This window comes from Streptomyces sp. NPDC093149 (assembly GCF_044754145.1).
Lineage (GTDB): Bacteria > Actinomycetota > Actinomycetes > Streptomycetales > Streptomycetaceae > Streptomyces.
Window position 1 is genome coordinate 134,615 of record NZ_JBIVON010000008.1, and the last position, 16,920, is coordinate 151,534.

The window sequence follows — 16,920 nt, forward strand, 5'->3', positions numbered from 1 at the left end:
GGCCTGCCCTTGTCGGCCGCCGACGAACGGGCCGAGCGGGTGCCGGTGACGGACACCTGTCGGCAACGGCTGAATTCGGGCTCTGGATCACATCCGTACCAGAGCCACGGAGGGTCACCGTGACCACGAACGGTCGTGGCTGCCGATCTTGCTCACCGCCTGTCCCCTTGGTGAAGAAGCCGCCCCGCCGGGCGGAAAATCAGGCGACCCGAGGGGTCTGCTCGGCTACGGTCGCCGGGGAGGTATGCGCGTGTCCTGGCCATCTGTGATCATCCTTGTCTCCGCGGAGCGACGCCCGTCGCTCGAGGGGCGAATCCGCGCTTTTGAGCTCTTGCCGGATCCTGTGACGGGTGACGAAAGGCTGCACTGGCACGGGTACTCGTACTACATCGACCTCTCGGGCGGGATCCTGGCGGACTACGAGCCGGACGAGATCGATCAGGTGACAAACCGGATCGGCGAACCGTATGCGGTCTATGTGTCGTGCCAGTCCATGGACGCGGCCCGGGAGTTTCTCCGTGACGTCCTGCCTGGGCTCGACGGTCTTGTCGACACCAACCACTACGAGATCCTGCAGGCGGGCGAGTTCCTCACGCTGATGGGCCGCCACCCCGGATGGGACTGGCGGCGCCGGCCAAGCACAGACCTCCAATAGACCGGATCACCTCGGCGTCCTGTTACCTGCGGGTCCAGATGAGGACGGCGGCGAAGCCTGGTCACAGAGGTGCGGCGCCTGTACCACCAGCAGACAAAGAACCTCCTGGTGTCGTACTCGCCGAAGAGTCCCGGCTTCTTCCAGAAGCAGGAGAAGAGGAGCCTGACCAGGGCAGATGCCTGGAAGGCGCCCTTGTCCGGCTCTCCTGGCGCAATGTGTCGACATCCGGGCCGGCTCCTGATTCCTCCCAGGTGCGTCCCTCCTCTGACCAACCGTTCCTGGCATTTCCGGGTGGAGGGAGCGAGGCCGACTTCATGTCCAGAGCTGTTCGCCGAGAGTCCCGGCGGGTGCGGCGCCGGGCAGGACGTAGACCACGGCCGAGGCCCGGTGTTGGAGGAACGGGTTGAGGGCGTCTCGCGCGGCGAGGCGGTTCTGGACGCGGGTGAACTGGCCGGGGTCGCGCATGAAGGCGCAGAACAGCAGGCCGCGGTCGGTCGGGCCGTCGTCGTAGCTGTAGCTGCGGCGGAGCATACGGGCGCCGGCGTCGAAGCGGGGGCTGGCGAGACGCACATGGGCGGTGGCGGGGATGACGTAGGAACCGTCGGGGTTCTTGGCGTAGATGTCCGGCTCGTCATGCTCGGCGGTGCCACTGAGAGGGACGCCGTCGCGGGCGCGGCGGCCGATCACCCGGTCGTGCTCGCCCTCGGGGAGGGCCGCGAAGGCGGCGACGTCCATGCGGATCCTGCGGTAGACCAGGACGGTGCCGTTCCGGTGAGCTCCCGTCGGGCCCCAGACCCACCGCTCGGCAGCCGCGCGATCGGGGTTGGCGATGCCGTCCTTGGAGCCGAACAGGTTGCGAGGGGTGGTGCCCGGAGGCGTGTGGGGCAGGAAGCCGGACTGGGTCCAGCGGGGCACGGCGCCGGCGGCGTGTGCGGCCGCGCCGACGAGTTCGGCAACGATGGTGAGCGTCCAGCGGTCGGCTGCGCACAGTTGGACGAAGAGATCGCCGTTGCTGCGCTGCGGGTCGAGGCGGTCGCCGGGGAAGGACGGCAACTCGCCGAAGGAAGCAGGGACGTTGAGGCCTAGTCTGGCGGCAAGGGCGGGGCCGATGCCGACCAGGGAGGCGAGCCGGGACACACCGCCGCTCTGGAGTCGCGGATCCGGCGGGGCGGCGGAGGCCGCGGCGGCGAGCGTGCGGGTCAGCGCGCCGAGGACGCCGCGCAAGGTCTTCCGGTCGGTGGCGGCGGAGACTTTCGGGAGGTCGAAGGAGAGCAGGTGCGTGGCCGGTTGCTGGGGCGCCGTGACGCCGGCCTGCCGGGCGCCGTGGAAGGGGGTCGCGGTCTCGGCCGACGGGGCGCCGGTGGCGGCACGGCCGACTGTACGGTCGTCCCTCACCAGTTCGTCGGCCGCCGCGCCCATCCCTGCGGCGAGCACCGCCCCGCCGGCGAGCAGTGCCCGACGCCGCCCGAAACGGGTTGCCGCTGGTCTGGATGAATCCTGCGCATTTCCCTGTTCGGTGGGCATACGCCTATTGGAGACGATAAAACAACTGCCATGCAAATCCTGTCTGCAGAAGGCCTGTTAGCGCGTTCAGCGGTTTCGATGGCGGCGTTCCGGGCGGCGCTGCGCCTGTCGGCGCCGATCATCGCGGTCGCACTGGCGGCCACCGGGTGCTCCGGCACGGAATCGACGTCCGCCGATGCGCGGCATCCGGCCGGGAGCGTACTGCGCGTTCCGCAGGACTTCCGTTCGGTGCAGCAGGCCGTGGACGCCGCTCGTGAGGGCGAGACGGTGCTGATCGGTCCGGGCGTGTACCGGGAGAGCGTGCGCGTCACCAGGCCCCGCGTGGTACTGCGCGGAACGGACCGCAACAAGGTGGTCTTCGACGGCGGCGTGCGTCTGGCCAACGGCATCACCGTGACCGGCGCCGGCTCGGTGGTCGAGAACCTCACCGTGCACGGCTACCTCGCCAACGGCGTGCTGTTCACCGGCGTCACCGACGAGCGCTTGCAGCAGCGCGGCGCCGGCGGCTCCGCCTACGACCCGTTGGACACCACCCGCTTCCCTCCCGTCCGGGGCTTCCGCGCAACCCGGGTGACGTCGTACAACAACGGTCTGTACGGCATCTACGCCTTTGACGCGCGCGACGGCGTGATCGAGGACTCCTACGCCTCCGGGCATGCCGACTCGGGCATCTACGTCGGCCAGTGCAAGCCCTGCGCCACCGTCGTCCGTGGCAACACGGTGGAGCGCAACGCGGTCGGCATCGAACTGACCAATGCCTCGGACGGCCTGTCGGTGCTGGGCAATCGCGTGGCCCGCAACCGGGTCGGCGTCACGGTCAACTCCAACGACCTGGAGGCCCTCGCGCCGCAGCACGGCGCGGTGATCGCGGGCAACGTGGTCGCCGACAACAACGCCGCCGACACGCCCGAGCAGGCGGACGGGGGCTTCGGCATCGGCATCGGCATCGGCGGCGGCACCGCGAACCGCGTCCAGCGCAACCTGGTCCGGGGCAACCGGGCGGCCGGAGTGATCGTCACCGACCCGCCGGGGCATCCTGCGAGCGGCAATCGCGTCGAAGGCAACCGTGCCACCGGCAACGGCATCGACCTCGTGCTGGCCTCTGTCGACCCCGGCAACTGTTTCGCCGGCAACCGGCCCGCCACCCAGAGCCCGGACGGCCTGGAGGGTCGCGCGGGCTGCGGCGATCGCCGTCGGGGCGCGCTGCCCGTCGGCCGGACGGCGCCGGTGCAGGCGCCGCCCGGCGTCCCGTTCAGCCAGGTGCCGGCCCCACCCGCCCAGCCGTCCATGCCGGACCCGACGGCCCCGGGCAGCCCGGCGACCGGCCTGCCGGGGGTCGTCGACGCGGCCGCGTACCCGCTCCCGAAGGACGTGGACGTCGTGCCGCACTCGCGCTGAGCACGGTGCTGCGGTGGACTCGGCTTCCGCTCACCGTGCCGCCCCGAAGGGTGGGCCGAGGAGCGTCGTCGGCACCCACGGAAGCCGGGGCGCATCGGCACGGAAATATCAGCTGGTGGCCCACGGCGCCTCGGGGAGCTTCGCGCGGTCGTCGCGTCCGGAGAACTCCAGGGTGGTCGGGGTCCCCAGGCCCGGCATCCGCATCGTCACCCGTCGCAGGCCGCCGTCACCGTCGACCCAGTACGTCAGCGGCGACCGTCCGCCGTCGGGCCCCGCACCGGGCGTGGCGCCCTGGGCTCGCGGCCCGGCGAACCGGTCGTAGCTGCGGCCGTCGATGCGTTCGTGCCCCAGCCGGCGAGCCCCGGACTGTGCGAGCAACAGCGGGTTGTCGGGGCGGTCCGCGCCCAGCCCGATCAGCAACTGAAGCCCGGCGTCCAGAGGATCGGTCGTGTAGGAGCGCGCGGACCAGCCCGAGCGCGGGATGTGCTCGGCCTGCTGCCAGGCCGGGCTGTTGTCTCCCTTGGGCGCGGGGGCCAGGCCGAGGCCGCCGGTGTCCCAGACGATCAGCCCGTGGTCGAGCTGCCCGGTGGCGGGCCCTGACGTTCCGGAGGTCCCGGAGGCCCCGGTGACCTGGTAGCTCCCCACGGCCCGGTGGGTTCGGTAATCCACGACCCCCTTGACCCGCACCGCCACTCCGCCGCCCTCGGTGGCGGTGAGGGTCACCGCCACGGGACTGGCCTGGTACAGATTCAGCCGCGACAGCGCCAGCCTGGACGCCTCCTCCGTCGTCACCGGCCGCTCGGTGGCGGTGTCGTCGGAGAAGGCCCGGTAGGCGGCCACGCCGCCCACTGCGACACCGCACGCCGTGATCGCGATCAGTGTTCTCAACCAGAGGGCCCGACGCGGCGTACGGCCATCGGTCTTTCTCTTCCGAGCCATGCGGTCGCTTTCTCTCGTCGGTCGGTCACACAGGAGGGCGGGTTCGCGAACCGCTGGTCCGCGAACCCGCCCGGTCCGGCCCGGAGGGTCACCGGTGCCGGTCGCCCCGCTTCGGGGCTAGCAGTGCTGTGTCCTTCGCCTGCGCATCAGTACGACCAGAGCCCCGCCGAGGACGGTGAGCGCGGCGCAGCCGGCCAGGGCCAGCAGAACCGCCTGGCTCATGCCGGTGGACGCCAGGCCCGAGTTGGACGCGTGGCCCGGTGCACCCGGTGCACCCGGGGCACCTGGAGCCCCCGGCGAACCCGGTTTACCCGGTGTGTCCGGTCCCGGCGTCGTCGGTGTCGGCGTCGGAGTGGGGCCGGGCAGCCGCTCGTTGACCGCGGTCACCGAGACCCCCTCGTCGAGGTTGTCGGAGGTCAGTACCAGCGGCCCGAACACCGCCACGTCGGGTACGGCGTACCCCTCGGGCGGGCTGACCTCCTGCCAGTAGTACGTCCCCGGCGCGCCGGCGCCCTGGCAGATGCCGTCGGTCCCGGTCAGACAGGGCTTGTCGACCGGCGTGTCCGGCTCCGTCCCGGTGGCCTGCAAGCCGTCGGAACCATTCGTCTCCTTCCACAGCTGGAACTTCGCCTTCGCCAGCGGCTTGCCGTCCTGGTCGTGCTTGACCAGGCGCAGCACGCCTTCCTGTTGCCGGAAACCGAAGTCGTAGGTGTGATCGTTCTCCCCGGGGCCGCCGGTGGTCAGCGCCCGCTCCGGGAACTTCGCATCGCGCGGGACAATTCCCTTGGAGTCGATGAAGTGGTTGTCGCCGACATCCGCTTCCGTGGGCACCCACTGGTAGAGCGGGCCGCCCTTGGCGTAGTCGGCCGGCTTGTCGAGGCGGATGGTGTACTTGGTCCTCGGCTTCAGGCCGCCGGTGACATTGGAGTCGTCGAAGTAGTACTCGCCGCGCGCCGTCGTCTCGGTCGTGCCCACCAGCTTGCCCGACTCGTCGTACAGGTTGACGGTCGCGCCCACGACCGGCCGCTGGCCCGGGTTCTGGATGCCCTTGCGCTCGGGGTCGTACCAGACGCGGTTGCCGATCTGGAGCGGGGCCTGGTCGCAGAGCACCTCCAGGTCGCCCATCGAGGCGCCCTTGCCGAACGGGGCCACGGTGCCCGGCGGGTTGAGGCGCAGGCCGAACTTCGGGTCCTGCGTGCCATCGCGCTGGAGGAACGATGTGCCGTACCCGAGGGCGGTGTGGTTGGGGTCGAAAGCGGAGGTCGCGATGGTGTTCTCGGCCTTGGAGAGCGCCATGCCAGCGAACGCCGTGTTGCGGTGACCGCCCCAGCTGGTGTCGAAGAACCGGGTGCCCCGAGGAGACAGCCCGCAGCCGTTGTTGGTGTCCATCACATACATGCCGTCCGCCGGGCAGGCCTTGTTCAGGTCACCGCCCGACATGACGACGGCGGCGGAGTTCGGCGTGGGACCGGCGGGCGCGCGGTCGCCGAAGCGGTCGCGGAAGGCCAGCAGCATCGAACCGTCGGCCTCGAAGGCGATCTCGCCCAACTCCGGTTCGGGTTGGGCGATGGTGGAGTTGCCGCACGGACGGCCGTCCTGCGAGGCCGGGTAGGTGCTCGTCCACGGGAACCAGCCCGCGCCGTCGCACGGGCCGGCGCCGACCGTCGAGCCGCGCGGGTAGTCCAGCGGCTGGTTCAGCACGGCCTCCTGGAAGGTGCCGGTGCCCAGGTCGAAGGGCAGAACCACCGCGCGCAGGTCCGAGACCTTACCGGTGGACTCGCCCGAGCAGACCCCGCCGAGGTAGCCGGTGCCGTCCTGCATCCCCAGGCCGAAGGGGCGCCAGTCCACCGCCGCCGGACAGCCCGGGTCCGGGATCGCGTAGACGGCCTTCGGCGCCGCCGCGGTCGCCACCGTGGCGTCATAGCGGTAGAGCTTGCGGTTGTTGAGGTTGACGACGAACAGGTCCCTGCCGTCATCGGTGATCTTGATGCCGCCCAGGCTCTCCTTGCCCGGCACGGCGAGGAAGGCGTCGTCGGTACCCGAGCCGTGCGCCGTCGTCCCCGCGTCCGGGACGACGGTGAACAGGGTGGTCTTCTTCTGCGCGCGATCGGTCACGTAGATGCCCCCGGCGCCACCCGGACCGTAGTCCGTGGTGCGCTTGGCCACCGCCGAGGAGAACACCCGCTGGTCGGCCTTGTTCCACGCGATGCCGAACAGCGTGCCGGTCTCGGCGTTGGTGGCGACGTTCGTGACATTGACGTCGACGCCGTCCTGGCCTCGCGCGTCGTACGGGAAGGAGACCAGCGTGCGCTGAGTCCCGCCCTCGCGCGTGGTGGGCTGACAGGTCGTCATCAGCGGTGCGTTCTTCTGGCAGTAGTCACCGGGACTCCACAGTCCGGTGGTGTACGCCACGCTCTTCTCGCCCGAGAGGTCGACGAACTCCTCATTGCTGCTCAACTGGTTGGGTGCGCCGTCCAGCCCCTGGCGCGAGGCGAAAGCCGGGAAGAGCACACCCGGCTTCGGATTCACCACCTGCACCCGGTACTTGCCGCTGGTGGTCCCGCCCGACTCCGGGGTCAGTGTCACGGTGCCGTCGGCCGCCGTGACCCCCTCGATGCCCAACCCGGCGTCATCGGTGAGGGTCACCTTGACGCCCGCGATGCCGGGTTCCAGCGCGGGTTTCCACACGCCACTGTTGTCCACTGCTCGGATCACCCGGACCGTCACCGATCCGTCCCCCGCCTGCGAGTGCGCCGCAGGCGCCACGGCTAACGAGCCGCTACCGATTCCCAAGGCGAGCGCGGCCAGGCAGCCGACGGTGCGGCGACCGAGCATGCCCGGCCGTCGCCGACGCGGCCCGGGCGCGGCTCCCTTCGCTTGTTCATTCGTAGATTTCATCTCCTGCTCTCAGCGTTCAGAAGGGCCTGAAGCCCTGCTCGTGGGGGAGTACATAGAGATGCGGAGAACCGCCTTGCCAGCGATCTTAGAAGGGCTTTGGGCAAGATCGTGGCGGAATGGCGAACTCGTCCTCCGCCGAACTTGCGTGCAACGGCCTCCGAGCACATCGCGGGCGGGGCGGCGAGGTGGCGGGCGAGACTCACACTCCTGTCGCACCGGGCTCCCGTTGTGGATCCTTCGGTCGTCCGGCCGCTTGCACCCAGCGACGAAGCGGGCAACAGCGCCCTGGGGCGAACTACCGCTCCGTGAGCGTCAGTTCATGGTGGCATACAGCCCGATCGTGACCCGCTCCAGGTGTCAACAGCGACGTGACACGGCGCACCTGCCACAGAACGGGGACGGTCGCGGTCCATGAAGCGGACGCGACGGGAGCAGCCGAGGCAGGCACCGGAAAGGAGGTCGGCCGCGGTCATCGCCCATCGCCCCTCTCGATTCCGTCCGGCGAGCACTCGTCGAGAAGCGGGTCCTTGTGTGCGTCACAGATCCGTCAGCCGCCCGATCAATGGGTGACGGAGTCGCCACGGCCCGGCCCGGCTCCCGGTGGTACCTGAACGACTGGTTACATGCACAGGCCGGGCAGCCGCTACGGTGCAGTTGTGATGATCAACAGGGACACGGCATCCGGGACGGCGCTGGTGATCGCGGCGGCCCCGGCCGGCAGAGGCTGTCTCATCGACGCAACCAGCGTCCTGCCCACGCTCGCGGCTGTCCCGCCCGGCATCCTGACCGGCACGACGGCAGCCACCATCGTTGAACTCACCGACCCGGCCGACCCTCAGACCGTCCTCACCCGCATCCGCGCCGCGGCCGCCGCACCCGGTCCGCTCTCCCTCTACCTGACCGGACAACTCCACCTCGACCACAAGCAGCGCCTGATCCACCTCGCGCTCGCCCGGACCACGCCGACGACCCTGCGCTACACCGCATTGCCCTGGCACTGGCTGGTCGGCGAGCTCAAACCGCGCCGGCCGGGCACCACCACCGTCGTCATCGACCTGGTCGCCACCCCGGACGCCTGGCAGCAGCTCCGTACGGAGGGCCTCGCTCTCGGGCACGGGATCCGCGTATACGGCCGGATCGCCCCGCCGCCACCCCGCCGCCAGATCGCAGAACCGGTCTATCTGAAGGCCCTCGCCGCCATCTGGCGCAGCGGCATGAACCCACCACTCGCCCAGCTCCACGAACAGGCCGCCGCCCAGTCCGGCCCCGACGACGCACTGTTCCTGGCCGTCGACCGCACAACCGTCCCCACCCCTGCGGCACCCGCCGTGCCGGTTCCGAACCGGCCACGCCAGGAGCCTTCACCTGTTCCGACTGTGCCTGCTCCGGTATCGGAGAACACGGGGACGACCGAAGAGGACCCGTTGCCTGCGATCTTTGCCGCCGCCCACGCCGGGCGGCACGGCGAGGCCGCATCGCTCGCAGCCATATGGGAGGGGTGGGCCCTGCGCACCTACGGCGCAGGTTCCGTGCAGACCACCCACTGGACCGAGGTCCGCGCCGACCTCGCCCGTCTGGCCGACGATCCGGCACGCAGCTGCGCACTGTGGATGGCCGCCGCCAACTCCCGTCTCGCCCGGCAACAGCCTCCGGACGACCCCGCCGTAGAAGCCGCCGTGGACCGCGCCCACCACCAATGGCAGGAACTTCGCGACCTGCAGCAGGCCCGCGAACTCGGCCCGCCCCTGGTCTCATTGCGCCGCCGGGTACCTGGCCGGCGCCCCGGAGCGGTCGAAGCCACCCAGCGCCGACTGGAACTGCTGCACACCATGCCCCCGGCAAAGGCCCGACGCACGGAGGCATCCGGCCAGGAGGGGGCCGTTCCCCCCTTGAACGGGCGATGACCGGGCCCTCCCGGGGGCCGAATGTGTTCGGGGACGTGCGCGAGCAGCGCATCGACGGCCCCGCGCCCGTTGCCGCCGACCTCGGGCATGGCCGCCGGGACGCGATGTACCGGCGGCCGAGGCCGGTGTCACGGTCCCGTGAGCAGGGCCGCCAGTGCGTGTGCTGGGGCGGGGTGGCGGGCCATCAGGGCCACAGTGCCGGGCACCTGGGCGGGCGGAGCCCACGGAACGTCGCACCCCAGCAGGTCCGCCAGTGCGTCACAGGTCGCAGGATGGGCAGGGAGCAACGACACGCCCCGGGCTCGCGTATCGGCCGGCGCCCAGCCGTCCGCGCAGCCCAGCAGGTCCGCCAGTGCGTCGCAGGTCGCAGGGTGGGCAGGGAGCAACGACACGCCATCGGTGGCGCGGACGGCCGGGGCCTTTGCCGGTCGCTGCCGCCACGGCGGCAGCCAGGCGTCCAACGCCGCGAGCCGTGCCGGGAAGATCCGCCCGGCCTCGCGGATCAGCAGTGGAGCGAGCTCCGAGGCGTTCGACCGGAGCGTGGTGATCAGGACCGGCAGCCATGGCAGCAGCACGGCGTCCGGAAGTCGGCCGAACGCGTTCGACACCGCCTCCACCACCATGTCCGCCAGACCCGGCACCGGCTCCAGCGCGTGCACGAAGCCGCTGAGGTAGTGCGGGTAGGAGGGCACCACCAGCGGGTTGGCCAGCAGTTCGTCGCAGCGGGTCCGCAACTGCTCCCGGGAGAGGGTGCCGAGCTGTACCTGCGCCGCCCACAGCAGGGCCGTCTTCGCCGGGTCCTGCGGATGCGACTGGGCGACGGCCAGTTCCAGCTGGGTCCGGTCGCATCCCAGTGAGAGCGCGAGGCTCTCCATGCCGAACAGGAAGCCCAGCATCGCCGCCACCTGACGGACGGTGGCGTCCTCGTCGGTGAATGCCATCGGCAGCAGGGTGCAGTAGTGCGCGTACCCGGCCTTGACGAAGGACTCGATCCACGGAGGCAGGACGGGTTCGTTGGTGCGGTAGTACGCCAGCAGTCCGCGTACCCGGCGCAGCACCTCGGGTGCCCCGTCGACGGTGCGCTCGGCCGCGAGGACTTCGAGTGCGCGTGTGCCCAGTTCGTCGGCGAGGCGTCGGCCGGGCAGATAAAGCGTCGCGTCCTCGACCGCGGCCAGCACGTCCGCCGTCGTCGCCTGCGGCCCGTACGCGGTGCGTCGGAGCCTCTGCTCCAGCACCTGCTCAAGACTCACGCCCTCGTAGCCGATTTCGATGAGCGCCCGCTGGTGGGTGCCGATCGACAGGTCCCACGACTCCTGGATCGACCGCTCCCCCAGTCGCCGCTCCCCCATGATGGGCCGTGCGGCGCCGGCGGGCATCAGCCTGCGCAGCATCCAGAGCACGTCCGAGCAGGCCCGGAGCTCCGGGTGGGACGCCATGTCCAGCAGGGCCCGGCGCACGCCGCGCTGCTGGAGGTTCAACTCCAGTGGTGCCAGCCGGTCGTGCACGTCGCGGGCGAGGGGCGGCAGGGCGTCGTAGCCGACCTGGCCGATGCGGTCGCCGCCCATCATGATCTCGACGAGGCGGCGTACGTCCCGCCGTCCGGGGACGGTGTCCTTCTCGATGCAGGTGATCGCCGCGTCCTGGAAGTCGTACGGCGTCGGCTTGGCCCGGTCCCTCATGCCGGCGAGCAGGATCGACGTCTCGAACACGGCGATGGCGTCGGCGGTCGAGGCGAGGTAGCCGTTGCGGCGCGCGGCTCGGGTGATGTCCACGGACCAGCCGAGCAGTTCGGCCTCGTCCAGGGTGTCGAGGACCGGTGGCCGGCTCAGGAAGCCGGAGAGCTGGTCCTCCGCCGCGGCGGGTGCGACGGCGGCGGAGGGCGCCGCGGCCTTCGTGGGGCGTTCCTTCTTCGTACCGGCCTGCCCCTGCAGGCGGTACGGCTTCACCCGGGTGCGCTTGAGGTTCTTCGCCCACTGCGTCGCGGCGATCGACACCGAGCCGGAGGCAAGGCCGAACTGCGCCTCGATCGCAGCGTGGCTGGACGGGATCAGGCCGTACTGCCATCGCGTGGCGGTGCGCGGGGAGATCGTGAAGCCGTCGGCGCCGTGCACGCCGAACTCCTCGACGCGGCTGGCCGCGTGGAAGGCACCGCAGACGTACAGGCAGTCCGCCGGGTCGGTGCCGGTCGTGGTCAGGTGCTCGCGCATCCGGGTCCACATGTACCGCTCGCGGTCCTCGTCCACGCGCACACGCTCCCCGTCGCCGGGGGCGAGCCGCCGGAACAGGCTTCCGATGAGGAACATGACCTGGCGGTAGGTGTCGTGGTCGCTGTCGCCGAGCGGTATTTCGACGTACTGGTGCCACCATTCCGACCAGTGCCGCACCTTCCCGTGGCGCAGCAGATGTTCCTCCAGTTCGGCGAAGCGCGGCCGCAGGTCGCCGATCTCGACGCCGACGGCCTCGCCGTGCAGCGCGGCCTCGGCGGCCTCGGTGCCGGGGCCCGTCGTGTCGTCGCCGGTCGGCTCCCCGGCCTGCTCGTGCCGGGTGTCCCACTGGAAGACGTGGTCGGAGGAGCGGTCCACGAGGACGAGTTCGACGCCCGGCGTGTCCAGTGCGTAGGCGATGGCCTGGTACTCGGCGGATGCCTCCGTGATCGGTGCGACGACCGACAGGGGGGCCCACTCGGCGGGGAAGCCGTCGATCTCGCTCGCGAACGCCTGCACCGCCACCGGCAGCCGGCAGTTGCGCAGCTCGGTGAGGAGCGGCGCCATGTCCTCGCACAGCTCCAGATAGACGACTTTCGGCTGCTTCTCGCGCAGTCGGCGGGCCATGGCGAGCGCCGAGGCGGGTGAGTGGTGGCAGACGGGGAAGATCTCCAGCGGTTCACCCACCGCGCGGTCGACGTCGTCGACCATGCCCAGCAGGATGCCTTCCAGGGCTTCGGGGCCGTCGGCGAACCGGTCTGCTGCCTCGTGCAGTTGACCGCGCAGGGAGGCGAAGGTGGTCGCGGCGGCCGCGCGGTTCTCGGGGGCCTTGCTCATGACAGCTTCGCGATCGCTTCGCGGCCGCCCTCCAGGAACTCGGGCCAGGAGCCGCCCTCCTCCTTGCCGCGCGGCTCGACGACGCCGTGCAGGTACTTGTTGAGAATGGCCAGGTCCTCGGGCTCGCGCCGGGCGAGGGAACCGACCAGTGAGGCGGCGAGATTGCGGGCGGTCAGGGTGCTCTCGCCGAAGAAGTTGCTGTGCAGGACGGCGTCCTCCAGCACACCGATCTGTTCGGCGGTGGACAGCGCGGACTCCAGCTTCTCGTCGTCGCTGCCGGCCGCGGCGGACGAGGCGCGCAGATCGGCGAAACTCTGCAGGAGTACGTCGAGGAGGGTGGGCGGCACCTCCAGCTCGATCTCGTGGCGGCGCAGCAGTTCCTCGGTGCGGAAGCGGACGATCTCGGCCTCGCTCTTCTTGTTCGTCACCATCGGGATGCGGACGAAGTTGAAGCGGCGCTTGAGTGCGGAGGAGAGGTCGTTGACGCCCCGGTCACGGCTGTTGGCGGTGGCGATGATCGAGAATCCGGGCTTGGCGAAGACGATGTTGTCGCCATCGCCGTCGCTCTGCAGCTCGGGGACGGAGATGTACTTCTCGGAGAGGATCGAGATCAGCGCGTCCTGCACGTCGCTGGTGGAGCGGGTCAGTTCCTCGAAACGGCCGATGACGCCGGCCTCCATCGCGGTCATGATCGGCGAGGCGATCATGGACTCGCGCGACTGCCCCTTGGCGATGACCATGGACACGTTCCAGGAGTACTTGATGTGGTCCTCGGTGGTGCCGGCCGTGCCCTGGACCACCAGGGTGGAGTTACGGCAGATCGCGGCCGAGAGGAGCTCGGCCAGCCAGCTCTTGCCCGTGCCGGGGTCGCCGATCAGCAGCAGGCCCCGGTCGGAGGCGAGGGTGACGATGGACCGCTCGACGAAGCTCCGGTCGCCGAACCACTTCTGCGACACCTCGCGATCGAGGCCGTCGGCGCGCTCGGAACCGAGGATGAACAGGCGGATCATCTTCGGGGACAGGCGCCAGGAGAACGGCTTGGGGCTGTCGTCGATCGACTCCAGCCAGTCGAGTTCCTCGGCGTACTTGATCTCGGCGGGGGCGCGCAGCAGGTCGGACACGGGAAGGGCCTTTCTGGGCAGGTCACGGGTGGCGATGCGGGGGCCGACGGACGGCCGCCCCTTCGGCAGGGACGGCGGATGGCCGGGCCGTGGGTCGTCTCAGGTGAGGAACGTCTTGAGTTCGTGCACGAGCTTGTTGATGTGGCCGGAGACCACCGGGGTGCCGAGCGCCTTGAACCGCTCGCGGAACCAAGGGTTGACCTCCTGTCGTCCGGAGCTGGTCACCGAGCCGACGGGGATGAATCTCACCCCGGACCGGTGGACCGCCTCGATGCCCTCGAACAGCGGCTGGGAACGGCCGAACTCGTAGAAGTCCGAGATCCACACCATGACGGTGTTCTTCGGTTCGGCGATCTTCGGCCGGGCCATGGCCATGGCCACCGGTCCGTCGTTGCCGCCGCCGAGATTGGTGCGCAGCAGTACGTCGAACGGATCGTGCACCCAGGGGGTGAGGTCGATCGCGCGGGTGTCGTACGCGATGAGGTGGACGTCCACCTTCGGCAGCCCGGCGAAGATCGAGGCCAGGATGGTGCAGTTGACCATGGAGTCGACCATGGAGCCCGACTGGTCGACGACGACGATCAGCCGCTGCGGCGTGGTCCGGCGGACGGTGTGCCGGTAGTAGAGGCGGTCGACGTAGAGCTGCTCCTCCTGCGGGCTCCAGTTGGTGAGGTTCTTCCAGATGGTGCGGTCGAGGTCGAGGTTGCGGAAGACGCGCTTGGGCGGGACCGAACGGTCCAGTTCACCGACTGTGGCCTTCTCCACCTGCGTGCGCAGCACCTCGGCGACCTGGTCCACGTAACGCCGGATGAGGGACTTGGCGTTGGCCAGCGCGACACCGGAGAGGTTGCCCTTGTCGCGCAGCAACTGCTCGATCAGGGACATGCTCGGGGTGAGCCGGGCGGCCAGTACCGGGTCGGCCAGTACCTCGCGCAGGTGCATTCGGTGCACCAGATCGGCCTCGATGGCCCCGAGTTCGGGCCCCAGGCCGTTGTTGCCGATGCCCGCTCCGGCCGGTCGTTCGCCGGGTGGGGTGCCCAGCGCGCGTTCGAGCCGGCTCGCGTCGGACTGCCAGCGGGCCAGTTGGCCGGCGGTGACCGTGCCGGAACCGGTGGCGAAGACGTTGAGCAGCAGCTTCGACGCGAGCGCGGCGCGCCGCACCTCGGCGGCACGGTCGCGCACGCCGTCCGCTTCGGGCTCCGGGGTCATCAGGTCGTCGAATTCATCGGCCAGCTCCGGGTGGCGCTGGACGACGGAGTCGACGGCCGTGCCCGGGTCCAGCAGTGCGGACGGCAGGCCGATGTCCTCCACCACGGCGAGGCTCGCCGCTTCCAGCGCGCTCTGCTCCTCGTGGTCGAAGAGCCGGGCCAGGAGCCGCCAGTACAGGACCTGGCGGCGGTTGTCGTCGGGGGCCGGCTCGGCGGGCGGCGGGGCAGCGGAACCGGGACCGCTCCCAGGGGTGTGATCGGTCATTTCCGCAGCAGCCTTCCGGCGCGCTCACGCAGGACGGCGACGGAGTCGGTGGCCGCCTTCTCGGCCCGTGCTCCGGCCTTGTCGGCGGTGCCACCGGCCCACGCGCCCGCGTGGACGGCGACGGACTTCTTCCGCACGGTCGTCTCGACGGCCACCGGCTGGAGGACGAACTCCCCGGCGTCCCAGCGCAGCAGTCCCACGCATGCGCCGGACGCGGCGACGGCCTCCGGGGTGAGCGGGCCCGCGGCCGGCGCGCGGTCGGTGTCGACGGCCAGCCGGTGCCCGGCGAGTTTGAACGTCGGCGGCCCGTCGTCCTCCCGCTCGGCCGCGTACCCCTCCAGCAGGACGGGTACGGCGATCCGGGCCGGGTGGCGGTCCAGCGGGGCGGTGACGGGATCGGTCGCGGTGGAGAGGATCACCCGCGCCGTCGCGAACGGGTCGGCGGCCTCGCCCGCGCGGGCCCGCTCGTCGTCCCAGACGAGGTCTCCCTCGGGGGTGAGGGGCATGGCGTCGAGCTCCATGGAGCGGCCCTCGCCCACGGCGGCGAGAAGCGACATGCGCGGGCGGAGCAGCTGCCACAGTCCGGCACCGACGACGGTGTCGGGCTTGGGCGCGGACACCGAGGCCCGCACCAGGCGCGGTGCCGTGCCGTCGGCGGGCTCGAACACCGCGTGGACCTGGGCCTGCACGGCGGTCGCGTGTTCCTGCATGTCGACGCCGAGCGGCAGCAGGCGGCCGGTCGCGGGGGACGTGGCCGGTGTGCGGGCGGCGCCCGCCAGGGTCAGAAGCAGCGCGCGCGACCACAGGTCGGCCCAGCGGCGCTCCGGAACGCGCTCCAGGGCGGCCCCCGGGCAGGAGGCGGCGAGTTCGGCGGCGAAGCCGTCGAACAGTGTCGCCTGCCGCCTCAGCAGCGGGTCGGACAGCATCGCGGAGACCACGGGCGCGGCACCGGCGATCAGTTCGTGGTCGATGCCGTGCCAGCCGGCACGGGCGAGGTCGCACAGCCAGGCGCGGGCGGCGGCGAGCACGTTCGCGCCGTGCTCCGTTCCGTCGGCGGCGGGAGCGGTCTCCTCGGCGCGCGGCCGCCCGGTGACGTCCCCGACGCGGGCCGTCAGCGCGTCGTGGACGGAGCCCATGAGGGCGGTGCGGGCGGCGGCGAGCACGACGAAGTGGTCCTCGGCGGCGGCACCGGCCGCGGCCTTCTCGGCCGCCTCGGCGACCTTCGAGGCCAGCGGAGTGCCCGAGAGGGCGTCCGCGATCGCGGTCAGGCCCGCGACCTGCGTGGGCTGCGGGCGGAGGAGCCCGTCGACGAGTACGCCGTCGAAGGCGTCCACGGCCGCGAGTGCCTCGTCGAGCCCGTCGACGGGGTCGAAGAGCAGGTCCGTACGCATCAGGCCACCGCCCTCGTCGGCGGGAACCAGTGCATCTCGGGCAACGGTGTTGTGACGGGCTCCAGTTCGAGGTAGGCCAGGTGCCGCAGGAACCGGCTGAAGACCGGGGCGGCGGCCGAAGTGTCGCCCTGCGCGGGGCGCGTGGCGGTCATCATCGAGACGAGCCCGGGGCCGTCGAGCTCCCCGTCGGGGGTCTCGGCCTTCAGATACCGGGCGACGCGCCCGGCGCCGTACTGGAGGACGGCCTCGCCGACGAGCGCGCGGATGTGGTTGCAGAAGGTGCCGCGCGCGCCGCCGCAGGGGCGGTTGTTGTTGGTGCTGCACGCGAACGCGTATGTTCCGGCCGCGATCGAGGACACGTACACACGTCCTATGTCGGACCCGCTGGACACCACGCCCTGCAGCCGCCCGTCGGCCAGCTCCACGAACGGTACCTTGGCAAGTTTCCGCGGCCGCGCGGGCGATACCACTCGCACCGTGCTCGCCCTCTCCCAGACCGTCAACGCATCTCTCCCATGCATGTCAAAGGGGATGTTCGCGCCGTCGCGGCGGAACATGAACGAACCTATCCCCGCC

At 71.0% G+C, this 16,920-nt stretch carries 11 protein-coding genes; 3 read left to right on the forward strand and 8 right to left on the reverse strand.

Translation table 11 applies throughout. The features are described from left to right. The first annotated feature begins 343 nt into the window (after positions 1-343). Positions 344-655 carry a hypothetical protein gene (locus ACIQCZ_RS24295; RefSeq protein WP_402284783.1) on the forward strand — a complete coding sequence of 104 codons (312 nt, stop codon included), beginning with the start codon at positions 344-346 and terminating at the stop codon, positions 653-655. Between the two features lie 312 nt (positions 656-967). Here ACIQCZ_RS24295 and ACIQCZ_RS24300 read toward each other — a convergent pair whose 3' ends face one another. Next, positions 968-2,179, reverse strand: coding sequence for a Dyp-type peroxidase (locus ACIQCZ_RS24300; protein ID WP_402284784.1), 1,212 nt, complete (start codon positions 2,177-2,179; stop codon positions 968-970). Between the two features lie 78 nt (positions 2,180-2,257). On the opposite strand from ACIQCZ_RS24300, the gene ACIQCZ_RS24305 reads away from it, so the two are divergent. Beyond that, positions 2,258-3,577 (forward strand): right-handed parallel beta-helix repeat-containing protein, encoded by a 1,320-nt coding sequence (locus tag ACIQCZ_RS24305; RefSeq protein WP_402284785.1) that lies wholly within the window; start codon positions 2,258-2,260, stop codon positions 3,575-3,577. A 108-nt stretch (positions 3,578-3,685) separates the two neighbouring features. On the opposite strand, the gene ACIQCZ_RS24310 is transcribed toward ACIQCZ_RS24305, so the two are convergent. Together ACIQCZ_RS24310 and ACIQCZ_RS24315 are read right to left on the reverse strand one after the other, a co-directional pair. Next, positions 3,686-4,516: a hypothetical protein gene (locus ACIQCZ_RS24310; RefSeq protein ID WP_402284786.1), complete on the reverse strand. Its 831-nt coding sequence runs from the start codon at positions 4,514-4,516 to the stop codon at positions 3,686-3,688. Positions 4,517-4,633: 117 nt separating this feature from the next. Beyond that, on the reverse strand, positions 4,634-7,219 hold the full coding sequence (locus ACIQCZ_RS24315; protein ID WP_402284787.1) for an SdrD B-like domain-containing protein: 2,586 nt from the start codon (positions 7,217-7,219) through the stop codon (positions 4,634-4,636). 854 nt (positions 7,220-8,073) lie between these two features. Between ACIQCZ_RS24315 and ACIQCZ_RS24320 the strand changes: the two genes are divergently transcribed. Continuing rightward, positions 8,074-9,318, forward strand: coding sequence for a hypothetical protein (locus ACIQCZ_RS24320; protein ID WP_402285054.1), 1,245 nt, complete (start codon positions 8,074-8,076; stop codon positions 9,316-9,318). A gap of 128 nt (positions 9,319-9,446) precedes the next feature. On the opposite strand, the gene ACIQCZ_RS24325 is transcribed toward ACIQCZ_RS24320, so the two are convergent. The 5 genes from ACIQCZ_RS24325 to ACIQCZ_RS24345 form a co-directional block, all read right to left on the reverse strand. Then, complete coding sequence (locus ACIQCZ_RS24325; RefSeq protein ID WP_402284788.1) at positions 9,447-12,359, reverse strand: hypothetical protein; 2,913 nt, start codon at positions 12,357-12,359, stop codon at positions 9,447-9,449. Further along, positions 12,356-13,480: an AAA family ATPase gene (locus ACIQCZ_RS24330; protein WP_402284789.1), complete on the reverse strand. Its 1,125-nt coding sequence runs from the start codon at positions 13,478-13,480 to the stop codon at positions 12,356-12,358. Before ACIQCZ_RS24330 ends, ACIQCZ_RS24325 begins: the two co-directional genes overlap by 4 nt. A 99-nt stretch (positions 13,481-13,579) precedes the next feature. Continuing rightward, the gene (locus ACIQCZ_RS24335) at positions 13,580-14,953 is read right to left on the reverse strand and encodes a VWA domain-containing protein (RefSeq protein ID WP_402284790.1); all 1,374 of its coding nucleotides are present in this window, start codon (positions 14,951-14,953) and stop codon (positions 13,580-13,582) included. Further along, entirely contained in the window at positions 14,950-16,344 is a 1,395-nt protein-coding gene (locus ACIQCZ_RS24340) for a hypothetical protein (RefSeq protein ID WP_402284791.1), read from the reverse strand. Before ACIQCZ_RS24340 ends, ACIQCZ_RS24335 begins: the two co-directional genes overlap by 4 nt. Beyond that, positions 16,344-16,865 carry a hypothetical protein gene (locus tag ACIQCZ_RS24345; RefSeq protein WP_402285056.1) on the reverse strand — a complete coding sequence of 174 codons (522 nt, stop codon included), beginning with the start codon at positions 16,863-16,865 and terminating at the stop codon, positions 16,344-16,346. The genes ACIQCZ_RS24340 and ACIQCZ_RS24345 overlap by 1 nt, the downstream gene beginning before the upstream one ends. Between the last annotated feature and the right edge of the window lie 55 nt (positions 16,866-16,920).